This window comes from Clostridium sp., from assembly GCF_026168755.1.
Taxonomy (GTDB): Bacteria; Bacillota; Clostridia; order Clostridiales; family Clostridiaceae; genus Clostridium.
Genome location: NZ_JAPFDR010000011.1, coordinates 39,303 through 58,007, shown reverse-complemented (window position 1 = coordinate 58,007; position 18,705 = coordinate 39,303). Strand labels below are relative to the sequence as shown.

At 28.0% G+C, this 18,705-nt stretch carries 24 protein-coding genes; all 24 read right to left on the bottom strand.

All coding sequences use genetic code 11. From position 1 onward, the window contains the following. Positions 1 to 32: 32 nt before the first annotated feature. Positions 33 to 998, bottom strand: coding sequence for an IS21-like element helper ATPase IstB (istB, locus tag Q0Y03_RS06355; RefSeq protein ID WP_297713009.1), 966 nt, complete (start codon positions 996 to 998; stop codon positions 33 to 35). Between the two features lie 37 nt (positions 999 to 1,035). Next, on the bottom strand, positions 1,036 to 1,437 hold the full coding sequence (locus tag Q0Y03_RS06350; RefSeq protein ID WP_297713008.1) for a hypothetical protein: 402 nt from the start codon (positions 1,435 to 1,437) through the stop codon (positions 1,036 to 1,038). A 78-nt stretch (positions 1,438 to 1,515) separates the two neighbouring features. After that, positions 1,516 to 1,734, bottom strand: a complete 219-nt coding sequence (locus Q0Y03_RS06345) for a hypothetical protein (protein WP_297713007.1) — start codon at positions 1,732 to 1,734, stop codon at positions 1,516 to 1,518. A gap of 555 nt (positions 1,735 to 2,289) precedes the next feature. After that, positions 2,290 to 3,849, bottom strand: a complete 1,560-nt coding sequence (locus Q0Y03_RS06340; RefSeq protein ID WP_297713006.1) for a recombinase family protein — start codon at positions 3,847 to 3,849, stop codon at positions 2,290 to 2,292. Between the two features lies 1 nt (position 3,850). Next, the gene (locus tag Q0Y03_RS06335) at positions 3,851 to 4,051 is read right to left on the bottom strand and encodes a hypothetical protein (protein ID WP_297713005.1); all 201 of its coding nucleotides are present in this window, start codon (positions 4,049 to 4,051) and stop codon (positions 3,851 to 3,853) included. A 265-nt stretch (positions 4,052 to 4,316) separates the two neighbouring features. After that, entirely contained in the window at positions 4,317 to 4,991 is a 675-nt protein-coding gene (locus Q0Y03_RS06330; RefSeq protein WP_297713004.1) for an HK97 family phage prohead protease, read from the bottom strand. After that, positions 4,991 to 5,635: a hypothetical protein gene (locus Q0Y03_RS06325; RefSeq protein ID WP_297713002.1), complete on the bottom strand. Its 645-nt coding sequence runs from the start codon at positions 5,633 to 5,635 to the stop codon at positions 4,991 to 4,993. The genes Q0Y03_RS06330 and Q0Y03_RS06325 overlap by 1 nt, the downstream gene beginning before the upstream one ends. A 24-nt stretch (positions 5,636 to 5,659) precedes the next feature. Continuing rightward, on the bottom strand, positions 5,660 to 6,007 hold the full coding sequence (locus Q0Y03_RS06320) for a hypothetical protein (protein ID WP_297713001.1): 348 nt from the start codon (positions 6,005 to 6,007) through the stop codon (positions 5,660 to 5,662). Beyond that, positions 6,007 to 6,402 carry a hypothetical protein gene (locus tag Q0Y03_RS06315; protein ID WP_297713000.1) on the bottom strand — a complete coding sequence of 132 codons (396 nt, stop codon included), beginning with the start codon at positions 6,400 to 6,402 and terminating at the stop codon, positions 6,007 to 6,009. The genes Q0Y03_RS06320 and Q0Y03_RS06315 overlap by 1 nt, the downstream gene beginning before the upstream one ends. After that, positions 6,390 to 6,581 (bottom strand): hypothetical protein, encoded by a 192-nt coding sequence (locus Q0Y03_RS06310; RefSeq protein WP_297712999.1) that lies wholly within the window; start codon positions 6,579 to 6,581, stop codon positions 6,390 to 6,392. The genes Q0Y03_RS06315 and Q0Y03_RS06310 overlap by 13 nt, the downstream gene beginning before the upstream one ends. Before the next feature lie 1,081 nt (positions 6,582 to 7,662). Then, the gene (locus tag Q0Y03_RS15550) at positions 7,663 to 7,797 is read right to left on the bottom strand and encodes a ribbon-helix-helix domain-containing protein (RefSeq protein WP_363318726.1); all 135 of its coding nucleotides are present in this window, start codon (positions 7,795 to 7,797) and stop codon (positions 7,663 to 7,665) included. A gap of 173 nt (positions 7,798 to 7,970) precedes the next feature. Next, complete coding sequence (locus tag Q0Y03_RS06305) at positions 7,971 to 8,843, bottom strand: hypothetical protein (RefSeq protein WP_297712998.1); 873 nt, start codon at positions 8,841 to 8,843, stop codon at positions 7,971 to 7,973. A 307-nt stretch (positions 8,844 to 9,150) separates the two neighbouring features. Then, positions 9,151 to 10,011: a hypothetical protein gene (locus Q0Y03_RS06300; protein WP_297712997.1), complete on the bottom strand. Its 861-nt coding sequence runs from the start codon at positions 10,009 to 10,011 to the stop codon at positions 9,151 to 9,153. Between the two features lie 214 nt (positions 10,012 to 10,225). Then, entirely contained in the window at positions 10,226 to 10,393 is a 168-nt protein-coding gene (locus Q0Y03_RS06295) for a hypothetical protein (protein ID WP_297712996.1), read from the bottom strand. Between the two features lie 160 nt (positions 10,394 to 10,553). Continuing rightward, complete coding sequence (locus Q0Y03_RS06290) at positions 10,554 to 11,216, bottom strand: SEC-C metal-binding domain-containing protein (RefSeq protein ID WP_297712995.1); 663 nt, start codon at positions 11,214 to 11,216, stop codon at positions 10,554 to 10,556. Positions 11,217 to 11,241: 25 nt separating this feature from the next. Continuing rightward, positions 11,242 to 11,997, bottom strand: a complete 756-nt coding sequence (locus tag Q0Y03_RS06285) for a hypothetical protein (protein ID WP_297712994.1) — start codon at positions 11,995 to 11,997, stop codon at positions 11,242 to 11,244. Between the two features lie 117 nt (positions 11,998 to 12,114). Further along, the gene (locus Q0Y03_RS06280; protein WP_297712993.1) at positions 12,115 to 13,296 is read right to left on the bottom strand and encodes a bacteriophage abortive infection AbiH family protein; all 1,182 of its coding nucleotides are present in this window, start codon (positions 13,294 to 13,296) and stop codon (positions 12,115 to 12,117) included. A gap of 83 nt (positions 13,297 to 13,379) precedes the next feature. Further along, positions 13,380 to 13,943 (bottom strand): HEPN family nuclease, encoded by a 564-nt coding sequence (locus tag Q0Y03_RS06275; RefSeq protein WP_297712992.1) that lies wholly within the window; start codon positions 13,941 to 13,943, stop codon positions 13,380 to 13,382. Positions 13,944 to 14,195: 252 nt separating this feature from the next. After that, positions 14,196 to 14,510 (bottom strand): hypothetical protein, encoded by a 315-nt coding sequence (locus Q0Y03_RS06270; RefSeq protein ID WP_297712991.1) that lies wholly within the window; start codon positions 14,508 to 14,510, stop codon positions 14,196 to 14,198. A gap of 10 nt (positions 14,511 to 14,520) precedes the next feature. Next, positions 14,521 to 14,883, bottom strand: coding sequence for a hypothetical protein (locus Q0Y03_RS06265; RefSeq protein ID WP_195429261.1), 363 nt, complete (start codon positions 14,881 to 14,883; stop codon positions 14,521 to 14,523). Between the two features lie 165 nt (positions 14,884 to 15,048). Continuing rightward, the gene (locus Q0Y03_RS06260) at positions 15,049 to 15,807 is read right to left on the bottom strand and encodes a helix-turn-helix domain-containing protein (protein WP_297712990.1); all 759 of its coding nucleotides are present in this window, start codon (positions 15,805 to 15,807) and stop codon (positions 15,049 to 15,051) included. Positions 15,808 to 15,918: 111 nt separating this feature from the next. After that, positions 15,919 to 16,113 carry a hypothetical protein gene (locus Q0Y03_RS06255; protein WP_195429257.1) on the bottom strand — a complete coding sequence of 65 codons (195 nt, stop codon included), beginning with the start codon at positions 16,111 to 16,113 and terminating at the stop codon, positions 15,919 to 15,921. A 338-nt stretch (positions 16,114 to 16,451) separates the two neighbouring features. Continuing rightward, on the bottom strand, positions 16,452 to 18,023 hold the full coding sequence (locus Q0Y03_RS06250) for an ABC-F family ATP-binding cassette domain-containing protein (protein ID WP_297712989.1): 1,572 nt from the start codon (positions 18,021 to 18,023) through the stop codon (positions 16,452 to 16,454). Positions 18,024 to 18,124: 101 nt separating this feature from the next. Then, complete coding sequence (locus Q0Y03_RS06245) at positions 18,125 to 18,682, bottom strand: DUF3867 domain-containing protein (RefSeq protein WP_297712988.1); 558 nt, start codon at positions 18,680 to 18,682, stop codon at positions 18,125 to 18,127. Positions 18,683 to 18,705: the final 23 nt, after the last annotated feature.

Sequence of the window (18,705 nt, the reverse complement as noted above, 5' to 3'; positions counted from 1 at the left end):
ACAATTGTGCCAATATTTTTATGTACAATTGTTCAGTTGTTTTTATCTACTATTTTAGATAATGCCGTAGCAGTTCTATAGGAGTTTCCTAAAATATTAATAATAGTAGAATGATGGACAAGTCTATCTAAAATAGCACTAGCCAACATATTATCTACAAATATTTGATTCCAGTCTGACAAGTTTATATTACTAGTAACTATTGTACTTTTCTTTTCATAACGTCTATCTATAAGTTGAAAAAACATTTTTGCTTCCTGTTCACCAATAGGTAAATAACCAATTTCATCAATTATAAGAAGTTTATATTTACTAAAATGTTTTATCCTATCATCAAGTTTATTTTCTAAATAAGCCTTTTTTAATTGTTCTATTAAATCTTGGCACTTTATAAAATAAGTACTTACTCTTTTCTTTGCTGCAGCAATTCCAATGGAGGTCGCAAGGTGGGTTTTACCCACGCCGCTATTTCCTATCAAAATAATACTGCTATTATTTTCTAAAAATCGTAAACTTTCAAAATCTAAAAATTGTTGCTTATTTATTTTAGGTTGGAACTCAAAGTCAAAATCTTTTAACTCTTTCAGGTGCGGAAAGCCAGCTACTTTAACCATGGCATGAGCAGCATTAAAATTTTTAAAGGTTAATCCCACCATTGCTAAATGGTGATTTTCTTGATAATTTATTTTTTTATTAGAAATTGTATGTAAAGCTATTAATTTTGGGCCATAATAAACATATAAGTTATTATCAATAACTTTAACAACAATATTTTTACCAATAAAATCAATAGGGACTGAATATAAATTTCCCTTATAGCGAAATAGTGAATTGGAATTGACTTTCGCATTTATTGTTATGTTTTTGTAGTAAGAACATATTTTATCATTAGGTAGTGGTAAAAGATGTTCTTTCTCTTTTTTAAACACTAAAATAGGTGGTATTCCTGTAGCCTGACATATCCGTTCCTGAAAGAAAACTTTAAATCTTCTTTCCAATCAAACTGTGCTTGCTTTCCAAATGGAGTTTCTGATTTTACAGCATTTCTTTTTTCTTTGGCTTAAAGTATTCTGCAAAATTTTCATGTTTTAAAATATAATAATTGAAATCGCTCCTAGAGCAATTTAACCCCTTTTCTCTAACCAAATATCTATAAAGATGAGATTTATAATAAAATATTTGCTTAGTTTCTGCTGAAAGCAGTGTCGAAATGGTATCATAGAAATCATCTATTTTTGATTTCTTAGGTTTCCTATCTTTCTTAATATTTCCATCATAATAATTTTTTACTGTTCTTCTATCTACTCCTAACTCTCTTGCTATTGCACTAAAATTAGGTTTATCCAAATTATTAACCTCAATTAAAATTTTAAGTTTATATAAATCTTGAACTGATTTTAAAATTATTTCAGTACTAATGTTTGTTGTATAAATCATATTCATCACCATTAATACTGTGTTAAATTTTACCTAGTATTATACATAAAAATATTAGTCATTCTGTATATTATTATCTTAGCATTTATACTTCATAAAATTTTCCCTGTCTTCTTCGCTGATTTTGGATAAAGCATCCCAACCAAGTTCATTGAAACAGCCTCCAAACCCTAAAATCTCTTGTTTTGATGCATCATGAATGATAAGTTTATCTTCTGATGCCTGTCCAAATAATTCTGGCACCTTGCTCTTCCAGTAACTATTTTCTCTACTTTCTACTTGTGATAAAATTTTCATTAATATTACCTTCCTTTCATATAGAATTTTATCGCAACGTTTACAGCTTTTTAAGGTGCTTTCTTAACGAAAAAATAGGTCAATTTTAACTTTTCATTTCCCCTCTTAACTTTGTTATTTTAAATTCCATATCTTCTTATATGAATTTCATTGCTTTTTATGACTAGACTTAACATAAATATCTTTATTTTTTATCCCTATAATAATTAAAAATTTCTTCCATTAACAGCTTAGTTCCTATCCCTCTTACATTCAATAATATATATAAATAATTCACCATAACTTTATCTTAATTTTTTTATACTTAGTTATTAATTTTCAGCAATGCGAATACTCATTTTAATCATCCCATCCACTTATCATCTTCCTATAACTTTCTATTAAAACAGTATTATTATAATTAATAAAAAATAGCTTAAACATAGTGTTTAAGCTATTTTTATTAATTATAACTTTATTGTCATTAAATTATTTTTAATGTCCATTCCTCATATACCTTTCCACAAAAAAATTTAACTTTGAGAATAACTTTAACTGAAGGTTTCACACATAAAATTACAAATACTCTACTATAAACTTGTTACCCTTAGCAACTTTGATACAACTGATTTTTTCCATCAATTGCTCTCTTGTCAATTCTACTGTATCAAGCTTTGTAAGTTCCTTTTTCAGCTCCCTGATTGACTTTTCTAATTCTAACTTATCACTATCAATAGTGTTCTTACTTCTCTCCAGCTCTAGTATTTTATTATTGTTATTCTGAATACTAATTTCTAAGTTATAAATCTTTTTATCAATAACCTTTTTCATAATCTCAGAACATTCTAAGAAGTTATCAATTAGTTTACTTAACTGTTGTTCTTGCTCCCTATTTTGCACCCTAATAGCTTCAATTTCATTGTTGATAGTAATTGTTGACTTATTTTTTAAACTCTTCAAATCAGCTTGTAGTTTGTACAATTTAGCCTTATTGCTTAACCTTATGTTTCTATAATAGTTTTTGCATAAGTCATCAATAAAAGCATCCACTTTTCTTAATTGTACATTGTCATTATCACAAACACTCTTACCATTCTTCTTCTTAGTTGAACATATAAAATATGGATAACTATTTATTCCACTACCTATCTTTTTACTATGGCATATATAAAAATTCTTACCACAACAATTACAAATAAGTTTATCGCTGGTATCTCTTCTATCAATATGTTTACCACTATTCCCATGTAACAACCTTCTATTAACCTCTGCCATAGCTTGATTCCATATCTCTTCACTTATTATAGGTTCTATCCTATCATTCTTTTTAATAATCCAATTTTCTTTTTTGGTTCTACAATGTGAATGATTTTCTGAAAACAAATTTCTACTTTCCCATTGATTCCTTACATTGTAACCACAATACTTTTTATTATGAATCATATTCTTAATGGTACTTATGGCAAATGGTTTGCCCTTAGCAGTTAATATCCCTTCTTCTGTTAATGTTTGTGATATCCTATCATAGCCATATCCTTTAATACATAAGTCGAACATCTTTCTAACCACTTTAGCTTCATCTTCATTTATTACTAATGAATTAGTTTCTTTAATGTAACAATACCCAAACAAGCTATTATTCCTGATTTTATTTGCCTTTGCAGTAGCCATATTACCAAACTTGGTTCTTTCCGAAATATTCTTACTTTCTTCTTGTGATAATGTTAGAAGTAAATTCAATATTAAACTATCCTCAGGACTTGCAGTATCTTTATTTATATCTTGAAATAATACTGTAACCCCTTTCTGATTGAGTTCTTTCCAAATACTCAAAACATCTGTATTCCTAGCAAATCTTGTGACTGATTTAGTTACAATTTTATTAAATAATGGTTCCTTATTTTCATCAGCAACAAAAATAAATTTCTTTTTAGTAATGAAATGTTGCTTTAATCCAGCATCTTTCATCATTTGAATAAATCCTTCTCTTTTAGCTATTTTAGTACCACTTATTCCAAAGTCTTGATATATTATTATTTCATCATCAGGGTATAAAGACTTAATGTATTCTTTCTGATTGATTATAGAACTTTCTTGTTCCTCTGTTGATACTCTAACATATAGTGCTATTCTCATTTTATGCAACCTCCATATTTGTGGAAAGGTTGTTATTAATAGTATATAAAATATTGTTTAATAGTTCAACTTCCCAAGCATCCCTATTCCCATATAGTAAAGCCTCTATTATTTCTATCACTTCTCTAATACTTCTACCCATTAGAATTAAAATGCCATCATTATAAATTTTAATGTCACCTTTCTCTTCAATTCTTATCATTGCTTTTCTCCTCCTTATAGTTAATTCCCTCTATTATCCGTAAAGTATAAAAAGAAATGTAAAACAAACTAACTTGATTCCATAAATATCAATGAAATCCAAATTTCATTTTAATTAGGTGAGTATTAGGTAAATACTTGGTTTAAGGGCTCTCTGTTAATTTTAAAACTTCTAGAATCCTTAAAAACTACTTATGTATAGTTAAGAATTATTTTTGCTATAAAAAGCAAAAAATAGGGGATGTAATTACTGCATCCCCTATTGATTAATTCATTGGTATTTTTACATTTGCTCCAAATCCAAATAAATCATTTCTTCTCTTTTTATTTATGTATTCCTTATACCTATCTACCTCTAATTGATATAACTTACATAATTCCTTCCTTTTCTCTGAAATTTCAGCTTTTGCTATTGCTCTTTTCACTGACTCTTCATCTCCAGCAAAAGCTTTAGTTTGTGAGTATGCTGGTAACTTATTTCTAAGAATCGAGATTTCATTGAGAGAAGCAAAATCGGTTACTGTTCTTTCATAATCTATACCATCTACATCCCTTTTCTTAGGAAGTTTTATCTCCTTCAAAACAGTAAATCCAAATGATAATCTAGCTTCACTTAAATCTTTCAGTTTATCCATCACTTCCTCTATTAATGGTAAAGTATAAAGTATTTTCAGTCTATTTCCACTTTCCATATATTCAAATGATTCTACTGGCAATTGCTGATTATCATCATGATTTATAAGTAGCAACGGGAAATTTTTTCCTATTGATTCAATTTTTCTACTGAAGCAACCACTATTAATTTTCTCTCTAAATCTCTTTCCCTCTTTGTCCATCAATACCTCAGAAAATTCATTAATCGGCAAATAACCAGCAAGATATATTTTTTGGTCTTGCTGGTTAACTCTCAACTCTAATGTATCATTCATTCTTGTTTCCATTATGCTATATCCTCCATAACATCCTCAAGATAATCAATTTTAAAATCTAATCTACTTTTTATCTCTTTTATTTTTCTATCTGCTATCATATAAAGCATTGAGTTAAGATATTCTTCATTGACTACATTAAATGTTTCTTCTATGCTATGAAGTTCTTTTCTTAATTCTTCTGCTCTAGCTTCACATGATTTCCTTAAGTCCTTGTTTAACTTACCTACCGTAGAACCTTTTAAAACTTCTTTCGTAATTTCTGCTTCAAGTTCTAAAATTCTAGATTTTCTTTCTTCTACTGGAAAAACTTCTTCAAGCTCTCTTTGCTCTATCATTTTCAAATAATCATTTCTATAGCTCATATAACTGCAATTACCAATATTTCTAATGAATACTTCTGTTTCAGTCAACTCAGGATTTCCACTAAATATTCTACTACAATCAATCTCTTTAATATCAATATCGAACCCTTGTAATTCCTCTCTTAACTCTTTTAACTTTGTCAAATTCAATTCTAAACCGATTGGGTTAAGAACTACTTGTTGTCTAAGGTTTGGATTAACAAATATTCCTAGTGACAAATCGAAATTCTCAATTTGTTGAATCCTTTTTGCATTTATAATTTTGTTTGTTGTACTTTTAGTTTTAGCCATAATAATAATTCTCCTCTTTCTCTTCTAGTTTATTTCTTTTAAATCTTTTATTTTCTCTTTTTTTGCATACTCTAATAGTTCTTCATCTGTGTAATTCTTTAGCTTCATAAGCTCCAGTATCTCATTTTCTTTTTGTGAGTCCTTTAGAAACTGTAGATAATCTTGCATAATATATTCCTTTGTGGTCTTACCATACTTTTCTTTATGCCATTTATCATAATTCAATATAATCTGATATAGCTTACCACTGTAAATATACTCATGGGGTAGTTTAGGCTTCATTGCGTCAAATCTAGCTTTGATAAACCAATTCATAAATTCGTCATTCATAATATAATTTCTTTTCTTTTTGGTCTTAACTTTTCTTGCCATTATTCCTCCATATCTAATACTAAAATTGATTTTCTACTTTTTGGCGTAAGCCCATAAGATTCTAAAATAGTATTTACTTTAGCTACTGCATCCAATTTACTTTTTAATAACTTAGTAAATAATTGTAAATTATCATTTTCCCTACACTGCTTCATCTTTACATTTAGGTACTCAATATCTGTTAAAAGCTCCACTAAAATTTTTAAAGAGTATATATCTGTGTTCAAAAGATTAGGCACTTCATGAAGCAATTCTCTTGCTATACTCTTTTGTTTTCTACCTTCTACCTTATCGACTAAAGCATCAACCTTATCACTATCAAAACTTCCAAAATAATTCTGCAACTGTTCCTCTTTTGTTACGTTGTAAGTATTATTGAAAATCATACCTTCCATACTCTAGACCTCTTTTCTGTACTAGTTTCAAAAGCTGAAGAATTATTAAAATACAGTTTAAGACTTTCACGAATTATATCTGCTATTGGCACACACTTCATAAAAGAAGCATTATTTAATATCTCTTTTTCTTCTTCTGTAAACCTTATTGAAATTGTTGTACTCTTATTATTTCTCAAAATTTTTCTCCTTTCCTCAAAATCAATTTTAAATCTATGCTTGACAAAATTTTCATCGTCATGTTAAGATAATTCCACAAACAACAAAAAGCCTTAGAGCTATTGATTTAACTAGCTTTTAAGGCTTTTTTGTCGTATATTTTATTATTTTTATTTGTATTTCATGTGCTAATTTAAAAGTTTCATATTTTTTAAGATATTGTACGTAAGGGCAGGGCGTGGCTCTAGAGGGAGTGTTATAAAAAAAATCAGGTCATTCCTAATGTTGTTAACCATCACAACAAAACTTAACTTCTTACTTTTATTTTTTTCTTTCTTCACATCATCAAACATTATTTATAATCATATTTAATATTACCTAATCATACTCAATACTTAATGATACTTACTTTACTTACTTATCTACATACCCATCTACTGTATCTCTCAATCATACACTTATTCAACTCATATACTCATTTCATTTCAATATCTTATATATATATCAATCTAATACTTCGCAACTTATCAATATATTATTATAACTTACTGACAAATCATCATTTAATCACCGTATAATCTAATATCTGCTTATTGTATAAGTTATTGGTTACATGAGGTTATTCCTACTGGTGTTTAATGTAGCAAGGTAATAGCCCTAGTTATCATTACATTCTTTATCAATGTAATTTCCTTTGAACTATTACCAACTACTTATAATAAAACAAATAAAGGAATAATAAGTTTTGAATTCAACCAAGAGAAAACTCTACTTATTATATTTACAACCCCTTTGAGAGATTGCATTTATCTATATACATCTAAACGTATACATTTAAATACAATCTTTTTAAGCTAGAGCATCATCGTTCCTAATTTATGATACTCTAGCTTAAAGAACTAGTATAGTAGAGAGATACTCTTTGCTTCCTAGTAGGAGATGTTATTTTGTATGTTATTTATGGACTATTAGAATCATAGCCATCACTATTGAAGGAATGATAGCTACTTCAAAGCTATTTTAAATGTGAAATTTAGAATCACTATTGGTATCGCCTAGTGTTTTTTGGTATTCATTATGAAAATAGCCTTGAAGTAAATATCAATCTTTATCATAGTTTAGTATTAAATATCTTATGGCTTGGCTTTTGCTCATATGTAATTTTTTAGCTATCTGTTCCAGCTTCTTTTTTAAATCATTATCTAAATGTAATAATAGAGAATATTTTTCTTTCAAGTCTTAATTACTCCTTTCTTTTAAAATAGTTAAGCTCCAGCAGTATAAACCACTAGAGCCTTTATCTTTTGTTTTGGTCGTTCCTATTTATGAGGAGAGCTCTTACCTCCCTCAATTTTAATAGTATATATTTTGTATATATTTGTCCTATTTTCGAACACTCTTAAAACTTTTTATATTATTGTTCGTGAATTAAACTGAGCTATCTTTTTACAAATCTTCTTGAATCTCTTCCTTATTCCACTCTCTTGGATTCCAATCTTTTTGCTAATCTGCTTTAATGTATAACCCTGATTGGTCATATTAATTATTCTTACATCTTCATTAGTAAGTAAGCATTTCTTCTTCATCTTATCAATGCATATTCTAATATCTAATACAATTAATCCTAGTGTATCATCAGGTACAATATCACCTTTTAGGTTTAGAGTTTTCAATATTACTTCTATATGACTCTCATTACTGTAATCTATTATATCCCAGTCTATTACATCACCAAGATAATAACAACTATTTTTAGGCTCTGTAGCTCCTTTAAATATCTTTTTAGTCATTATCATATCATCATTGACATTACTCATAAGCCTTCTATATGTGTTAACATTTAAGTTACCATTTTTTTGAAGTTTCATTACACGAAGTCTTATATCTCTATATTGTTTAAGAACTTCTCCCATTGCTGAATCCTCCATAACATCATCATAAGTAACCTTCCAATTCATATTTATGTAATCATTCTTAGGCTTAAGAACTATATCAATTATATTACTTATTCCTTCTGAACTTGAGCTATCATCTGACTCTTGGTATATGCTTATGTTGGTAGTTTGTCTATTCTTTTTATCAAATTCAGCTTGTGACAATACTCTGTAAGCTTGTCTTTCTTGTCTACTTGTTTTTGCTAATAAGTAATTGGCTATATATTCCAGTTGAGCAGTATCAAAAGTTAGTCCAAACTCTTCCCATACTTCTGTTATTGCTTCTGCATGAAGTAGCCTTTCCTCTAATTCTTCTAGTGTTAAATCCAATTCTAAATTCTTCTTCATATCTTTTGTATCTCCCTTATTGTATATATTTGATGCAACTTAATACTGCATCCAGTGAACTTCCCTCCTATTTTTCATTTACAATAAGTATTTCATTAGAATCTAATAGACTCCCTCAGTAGAATTTCGTTAGAAATTCGCTGAGAGTTATCTATTATGATTTTTATCTGTTATTAATATTATCTATTATTATGTTATCTACTTTTTGATGAGTAGTACAATAAGGTATATCTACTTTTTGACGGATAACATATAAAGTGTATCTACTTTTTGATGGTCTATTGAAGTATATCTACTTTTTGATAGTTTACTTCTTTTTATTAAGTATCTCTTTATAAAAGGCACTTTCTTTATAGTACGGACATCTAATTTCTTGAGGTGTTCCACTGTGGTGTTTAATTTCAATTATTTCGATTAACCCAACTTTTTCAAGTAATCTATTTACTTTTTTTAAGTAATCCTTATTTTTACCATTAACGCTTAGTCCAACCGCTTCAAGTGTTTTAGCTTGTGGCATTTTATAAACACCAGTATTATTGTTTTTATAGCAATACTTATAATACTGGATATAGATTCTTATTAAATTCTTATGAAGCAACCTTAAAAGGTCATCTAAGAACTTCACATCAAACAATAGATTCCCACCTATATATTTTTGTGGAATTTTATAAACTCTTTCATCATTAAAAGTAGTATCAATTATAAATCCTAACTTGATAAGATTATTAAAAGCTTTCTTAAAGGTATTAACTGATACACCAGCTTTTTTTGATAACTCCGTAAAATTTATATTGTTTTTATAAATATAACGGTGTGTTTCTTTCATATCACCATTCCATTTACTTTCTAATAACAAACTAATCAATACCTCATAATTAAACTCTTTTCTATTAATAAGTGTTTCATTGCTAGTTGGCATATTAATACTCCAATCATCTTTCTTTTTAGTGGTTTCAGGAGCCCTATTTTCAATTTTACTTTCTAAAAATTGCTCATTAACTTCCTCAACTTCTCCAACTGAAGCTGGAGCTTCTTCTCTTACTGGATTACCATATATATCATATACAATAGGCTCTCCATTCTCATCAAACATATCTCTGATGCTTCCTTTTGGTTTGGTATCTCCAAACATTCCACCATTGAAATTAAAATCATTTGTAAAACTCATAATTTAGTTCCTCTCTTTCATATATTTGTACCTCTCTTTCACTATTCATTTTTCCTTTTTGTTTATACTGATAGTTCTTTCACCTCTCTCAGTTCACCTATTGAATAGGTTATATAAACACCCTACTCATTAAGATGCTTGTATAACCTAGCTGGAGCTTGTTTCACTCCAGCATTAGCTTATTCTTTAATCTTCCACCTCTTCAAAAGTTAACTCATATTCTTTCAATAGCTCCATTAACTTCAATCTCATTTAATTTCTCTTCAATTACTTGTCTAATCCACGTGCTTACTCTAACACGATTGTTCCAACAATAATCTTCTACTCTCTTATTCAGTTCCTCACTCATTCTAATATTTATTGCTTTAGTCTGTTTTGTCATAATATCATTCTCCTTTTTCTATTTTTAATTTTCCTAATGTGTTATTATCCGGCTAAAGCGTTTCAAAACGTAAAATTATATTTTTGTTTTACTAAAATATTATTTTTAAAACAAAAAAAGAGCTAGATTAACTCTAACTCTCTTCAATAAACATTATCTGTTATACTATTGTTCTTTTAACTTTTGAATATTTCTCTCTTAAATCATCAATGTTTAATTCTAAGTTTATTTTCTTTGCAAAATCTATTATTAGATTCCATAAGCCACACTTTAAATATGCTGGTATATTATTTATTGATTGATTTGTAAACCCATCTAAATACTCAGTAATAGACATATCTTTTATCATACTAGCTGGAAAATCCAACTTTTGATTTGTGTTATATACTAGTTCACTTCTTTTTAGTGTAGCAATGTTAAACCCTGCTATTATAGGCTCTGAAACCTTAATATCATTCATACCATTTGCAACAGTAATATCATATACTTCATTATCTAACTCTATCCAAGAATGGTCAAAACCAGTGCCTTTAAATCCTCCTACAACTCCAATACATAGTTTTGGATTTAACCCTATTTCATTCAATAAAATATATTGAATAGATGATAGTACGTGACAAGCACCTTGCCAATCATTCTTCTTCATAAATTGATATGTATCAAACATAATAGTTTTTAGCTCTTCTTTCTTATCAACAACTATATCAAGCTTATCAAAGTTCTCTTTCCAAACTAACTCAGGATTTTGTATTTTAATCATACAACACTTTTTATATTTCTTACCACTTCCACAAAAGCATATATCATTCCTACCAATATTCATTAATCTTATCCTCCATTTTGCTACACTAATATAAATTTGACTTATACTCTCTCCAAACAACTTCAACAAAATTAAATACTCGTGTTATATCTACATAGTAACTATCTTCATATAAGTTCTTTTTTTCAAACAACACTTCATACTTTTTTGTGTCTGTTCTTTTAAATAGGTTATGTGAAAATGAACGCCTTAACCTCTGATTAGTTGACATTTTGAACTCATCATCATTTAAAAGAAACTCTTTAAACTCTTCTCTTAAATCTTTCAGTTCATTTTCCTTTTTCGCCTTTTCTATAGCTTCCATTTCAGCTTGTTTTTCTTCTAACTCATAAATTTTTTCTTCATATTTTTCTTTTAATTCCTCTATCTTTTGATATGATTCTACAACTCCATGTTCTTCAATCCAATTTTCATCTTCTATAAATGTAATATTATACCCCTCAAAAATTGTAAAAACAATTAATATATTAGGTCTTGAGAAATCTATTTTTTCCACTTGCTTATTATGAACTTTAATATCATTTTGCATTAGAGAATATATCTCTTCTTCAAGCTCTTCTTCAAATTCATCACCAATGATAAAATCTACTTTATCATAGTAACCATATGTATAGAAAACATTTTTTATATTATTAACCTTACAAAATCTAATCAACTCACTTATATCACCTTTTTTTAAGGCAATCGATACTTTATCATAATCAGTTATTAATCCTTCTGTTTCAAAACAAAACAATTCTTCTTTTGAAAATAACTCTTCCAACTCTCTACTAAGAATCATACTATCCATCCCCCTTCTTCTATATTATACCATATTTATTAAACCAATAAAGAGCTGAAACCATAAGCTCAGCTCTTAAATGAAATCAATATTTTATTTTTAAATTTAAAAATAACCTTACCTTTTTATCTCTTTGAAAATAATTTTAGGATATAATCCATAGCAATTTTTATTTAAGTACTCTTGTCCTACTATTCTAACCATATTAGCTATTTTTTGTGCATAATCATATTTATCATAATAGAAAATAGTTGTTTGAGTACCTATAAAGTTTATCAAATCTTTTAATATGTCTTTATCAGTAATATCAAGCGAATGACCATATATATATACTTTGTTAATATATTCTAACTTATCACTTTTTTTAGTCATTTCAGCATCACCTTGCAAACTTTTTGCTCTTTCAAGCCAAGTTCTATGTAAACACTTAGTTTCCTTATATATTCTTTGAAAATATTTTTTAAATTTAATAAATTCTATTTTTTCATCTTTTTCTTCAGTATTTAGATATTCATTTATTCCTAATACCATATTATTTTCTATTATATCTCTATTTAAATTTACTTCTCCATGTATATAATCATACATACATTTTTTCTCAACATCATATATTTTCTCATAAGTTTTTGTATAGTTAAAGCTAATTACTTTATCTATTTCTTCAATTTCTAATATATCAATTAACCTTTTCTCAATATTTATTTTCCCTAAAAATTCTTCAAGATATATTTCTAGACATCTGATAAGATTATTTAATTCTTCATATAGTTCATCTATTATTTCCTTAGCAACTTCACCATAAAAATCTCCTATCTTAAATCTTTTATTATGGTCTGTTATTCCCTTATTCTTCATCTTATTTATAAATTTTGCAGCTACGTTATATTTAAAATTATCATCAATTTCATTATCACCTGGCTTTTTAAGCTTTTTATTATTCACTATAAGTAAATAATCTAGACTCTTAATAACTTCTGATATTTCAAATTCAAAATCAATCCAACCCTTGTTTTTAAAATCAATTTCATTATCAAAGTATTCAATCCAAATATTGTTGTTAATCAATTTATAAAACTCTTTTAATATATCTGTATGATTTGAAAAGTTAAATACAGCATCACTTAATAAATATTCCTTTATATTCTCATCTAATCTCTGAAAATAAGATATGCTTTCTATTCTATCTCTTGTAGAGTCTTTTAAAGCTTTGAATACTTTCACAAATTCTATGAAATCCCAATATTTTGTTGGTAATTCATGTGCTAAATCAAATCCATTTCCTATTACTAATATATTCACCACTTTCTCCCCTTTTACAAACTTCATTTTTATTCATAATTATACTTTTATTTATGTTAACACCTATTTAATCTAGTCTATAATTATGAATTTATGCTCTTGTGATTATTATTATAATATTCCATAATCAACTTCTGTAACTCCATAATTACTTCCCCAATTTTATAACATTCAATTTTTATAGAACATTGTTTTGAATTATTTGGTGTATTGTCAATAAAAGTAACATAATTTCTACCAGCATTACTATTAAAATCACATTTTGAGTGTGCTACAGCGTTTCTAATATGACGAAAATAATTAATATTTTCTTTTTCAGTTTCTCCATCATAATTTGAACTAGTTTCTTCCTCAATCAATGAATATACTAATGGATTAATTCTCTCAACATAACTTTCAAGCATTTCATATGATGCCCTTGATAAAATCTCTTTAGGTACAGTCAGTAATGCATAAAGCATCATTTGCATTGTTGCAGGATTTCCTATCCCTGATATTTTTAAAATTTCCTTATGTTGTTCATTTGCAAATGATAATTTATTAAAGTAATCACTTTTAAAAAAATTAGCATTACTTAGTTCTCCTAATAACGATGTTGTTGCTAAACATTGTAATAATAATGATTCTTCAGGTGTAATTGTCTCCAAAATAACATCTCCCATTTTTTATATTTATTAGTATAAAATTAACAATATAATCTTAACATAATTTACAATTAAAATCTAATACCTTAATCTACCTAAAACTATTACTATTCCTTATACAATAAAATTCATCTTTCATTTACACAAAAAAAGAACTGGATTAGTCCAGCTCATTTCTTACAATTAACTTCTCTTATTGTTCTTCACTTAGTTTTCTATTCAAAATTCATCTATTTATTAATAAGTTTCATACTTTTAATCATTGGATAAATACCAACCATGCTCTCTCTTTGGTAGTGGTAAACCACTGCTTGTAGTTTTATCATATATTATTTTGTCTATTAATGACAATAAGCTTTGTAGCTTAGAAGCTAATTTATAGTCTTTCCCAGCTTCACAAAAAGCAATTCTAACTTTTTCTCTAATCTTATTAAGTTGTTCTAAAGATAATGATTTAAGCCACTTAACATCATCCTTTGAATCACCTTTACCAAACAAAAACAATCCAGATCCAACAATCCCCACTCCAACAACCGTTCCAGTTATTGCTAATACTTTTTTAATTCTCATAATACCCTCCTTATACTGCCTGAATCTCTTTATTATATTTGACCTGATAGTTCCTCAATGTTTGTAATGCTAATCCAGTTATAGTTAAGATTTCTTTAATTTCAAATCCATTCTCATTAAGCTCTACAAATCTTTCATAATTGGACTTTACTGCTGTAGCATCTTCCACTGGTACTATCTTAGTTGTTTCTATTGTATCATTACCACTTAATAAAATCACCCCTATGAGGTCTCTATAAGTATTTTCTAATGGTGTTAATATTTTTATGTTATATTCTTTTAGAATTGCATCAGTAAAACTTTCAAGTAATAAGTTACTGCCCCCACCACAAAATACTACCATTGTATTACTTGGATTTGATAATCTAACCACACCATTATAAATATCATTCCATAATATACTTACATAGGTCTTGTTTATCCCTGATATGCTTCTACCTTCTTCTTTCCATCATTTAACCAACTACTTAAAATGGAGCTTGTAGGTGCTTTTGTATATTGTAGATACTGATATAATTCTTCTCCTTGATATTTCTTGTTAAGCTACAACTGGATATATACCAGATTCTAATTCTTTTAATGCTTCTCTTAACTCTATTTCATCAGCTATATCACTATATTGCTTTATATCCATTTCCCCATCTAGCTTCCTAACTGCATTTATCTTCTTTAACATTATTGGATTAAAATCCATTTTGTTATTGTAATACTCTTGTATAAGAATATTTCTAATTGTTTTAGCACTTAAGAGTTTTTCATTTTTATTATACTTAGCTTTTTTCTTAAATTCCTTAACTGCATTTCTAACTAAGTCAACATCAGCAAAAGTTAATATATCCTTATCAAATTTTGAATTATCAATGTTAGCACCTTGGGCACTTCTAACCAATCTTACATTTTCGTGATTGTCAATTTTAGTTTGTCTACTTTGCTTTACTGCTTTAACCTTCTCAGCTTCTCCAGTAACTTCAGTTATATCTATTTGATTATCTATAACTTTGTTTCCGTTACCATCTACACCAGTTTTTAACTCATTAGTTGAATACCAATAAATATTTTTCTTTCCTTGCTTCTCAGTATATTGAAATACTAATCCAGCTTGTCTTAATTCCTTTATCACCTTATCAAAAGTGTTAACACTTAACTGACTATCTTTAAGAATTGTTGTTTTAGAAAGTTTGAATCCATCAATGCTAGAGTAGTATTTTATTTGAATGTAAACTAATTTAGCATTATTGCTTAAGTTAGAAGTGAATAGTATAGAGTTTTCCGCTTTTGTGAATCCTTTGATAGCCATTGTGTTAACCCCCTCTCCTAGTAGCATTACCATACGTTACTTTGTTTATGATTTTATAATAACACAAAGTGACGTTACTGTAAAGCAAAAAAATAAAAGCTGATAAGATTTTTATTTCTTACCAACTTCTAGTTCTTGCATTATCTCATATAAATTCTTATTTTCCATTTCTCTTTTTAGTAGCTCTAATCCCATTTCAATAATTACACTTTGCTTTTGTTTGTTCCTATCACATACTTGAGCTAAAAATTCAAAGTGCTCATAGCTTAAAGATGTACTTAATCTTTTTCTGTTTGTTATTGCCATAACCAAGCCTCCTTAGTGAATCATCTTAATATCATTATACATCACTTAGTGTTATTTGTATAGATAAGCAAAGAAATAAGTATTATGTTTCATTGTCAAAAAGTGTGCCTTAAGCACTATTAAATAGTAATATTCTTATTATTAATAGTAATATTCTTATTATGCTCCCCAAAATTTGTGGAGCTGAAACCATGTTTCTATACTTGATTTCTTGTAAAGTGGCTTATTTTCTAAGTTTATTTAGATACCCCAAAATTGTGGAGCTGAAAAATATAAATATTTAAAACTTATATAAAAAAAGACTTAAACCAGTATTATTACTGATTTAAGTCTTTTTATTATCTTGTTGTGGAAACTCCAGCTAAAGTTGTCCAATCCTCACAGTTCCAAATATCTGTTACAACATCCTTATAGAACTCAGGCTCATGGCATACAAGTAATATACTTCCCTTATACTCTTTTAAAGCTCTCTTAAGCTCATCCTTAGCTTCAACATCTAAATGGTTAGTAGGCTCGTCTAGGATTAAGATATTTGTTTCTTCATTAATAAGCTTACATAATCTAACCTTAGCTTGCTCTCCCCCACTTAATACACATACCTTACTTTCAATATGCTTAGTTGTTAATCCACATTTAGCAAGAGCTGATCTTACTTCATATTGAGTCTTAGAAGGGAACTTTTCCCAAACCTCTTCAATACAAGTATTATAATTAGCTTCCTTAATTTCTTGCTCAAAATAACCAATTTGTTGATATTCTCCTAAACTAACTTCTCCACCTAATGAAGGAATTAATCCCATTAAACTCTTAAGAAGTGTAGTCTTACCAAGACCATTAGCTCCGACTAAAGCAATCTTTTGTCCTCTTTCCATATAAAGATTAAGTGGCTTAGTTAATGGCTCATTATACCCAATTACTAAATCCTTAGTTTCAAATATAACCTTACCTGAAGTTCTTCCCTTTAAGAAATTAAACTCTGGCTTTGGTTTTTCTGCAGCAAGTTCAATCATTTCCATCTTATCTAGCTTCTTTTGTCTAGCCTTTGCCATACCACTAGTTGCAACTCTTGCTTTATTTCTAGCAACGAAATCTTTAAGTTGAGCAACTTCTTGTTGTTGTCTTTCATATGCAGCTTCTAATTGAGCCTTATTAGCCTCATAGATTCTTTGGAACTCATAATAATCTCCAACATATCTAGTAAGCTTTTTATTTTCCACATGATAAATTAAGTTAATAACTGAATTTAAGAATGGAATATCATGTGAAATTAAAATAAATGCATTTTCATAAGCTTGTAAAAATCTCTTTAACCATTCAATGTGGGCTTCATCTAAATAGTTAGTAGGCTCGTCTAGTAAAAGAATATCAGGATTTTCAAGTAAAAGCTTACCTAATAATACCTTAGTTCTTTGACCACCACTTAGTTCAGTAACATCTCTATCTAAACCTACATCTAAAAGACCTAGCCCCTTAGCAACTTCTTCAGCCTTAGCATCTATAACATAAAATCCATTATTGTCTAACATATCTTGAATAACAGCTGTTCTTTCTAAAGCTTTATTCATTTCATCTTCATCCATTTCACCCATTCTTCCATAAAGCTCATTCATCTCAGCTTCCATATCAAATAGGTATTTAAATGCACTTCTAAGTACATCTATTATAGTTAATCCCTTTTCAAGTTCAGCATGTTGATCCATATAACCAACTCTAACTTTATTACTCCAAATAACCTTTCCTTCATCAGGCATTAACTTACTTGTTATTATATTCATAAATGTAGACTTACCTTCGCCATTAGCTCCAATTAACCCTACATGTTCTCCCTTAAGTAATCTAAATGATACATCTTCAAATATTGCCCTATCACCAAATCCATGGCTTATATTTTTAACTGTTAAAACGCTCATTATTATCCTCCGTTAGCAAAAAATAAGGAGTGATTAATACATCACACCTTATTTATTATACATTAATTTAAGTCAAAATAAATAGAAATTTGTTTCTATTTTTAGTAATCATATTCTTTTACATTTTCACAAATCGAAATCTTAAGTAAATCATTTTCTACTGTCTTTTTATATGAACATAAAAACTCATTTAACTCGTTATCTGTAAGATCAATTGATTCCTTACTTTTTAGAATAACATTATGGGCATCTAATAAAATTGTAAGATTATTCTTATCATTATTTATACTATATTCTGTTGCACCTTTAACTTTAAGTCTGCTTTTATATTTTTCTTGAAAACTTAGAGTTCTACGCGTTTTTTCATAATCCACTGGATTTGTTGATATATTTTCTAACCCTAATGACTTTAATTGCTCTTCAAAACCTGAAGCATCTATTCCATATCTCTCCATAAGCTTTGTTTGCATCTTTAAGAATTTATCTGGAGAAAGGTTATTTTTTTCCATATATTCACCTAACTCTTTAGAAAACTCAGCCATATTTATCTTGCCTTCAGCCATCTTATAATATAAAGAATAAATATATGATTCAAATTGATCTACATCTTTATCATTAACTCTATTTTTAAGCTCATTAAAATCAATTATTTTGTCCATATTCTCTCCTCCTAAACTCATCC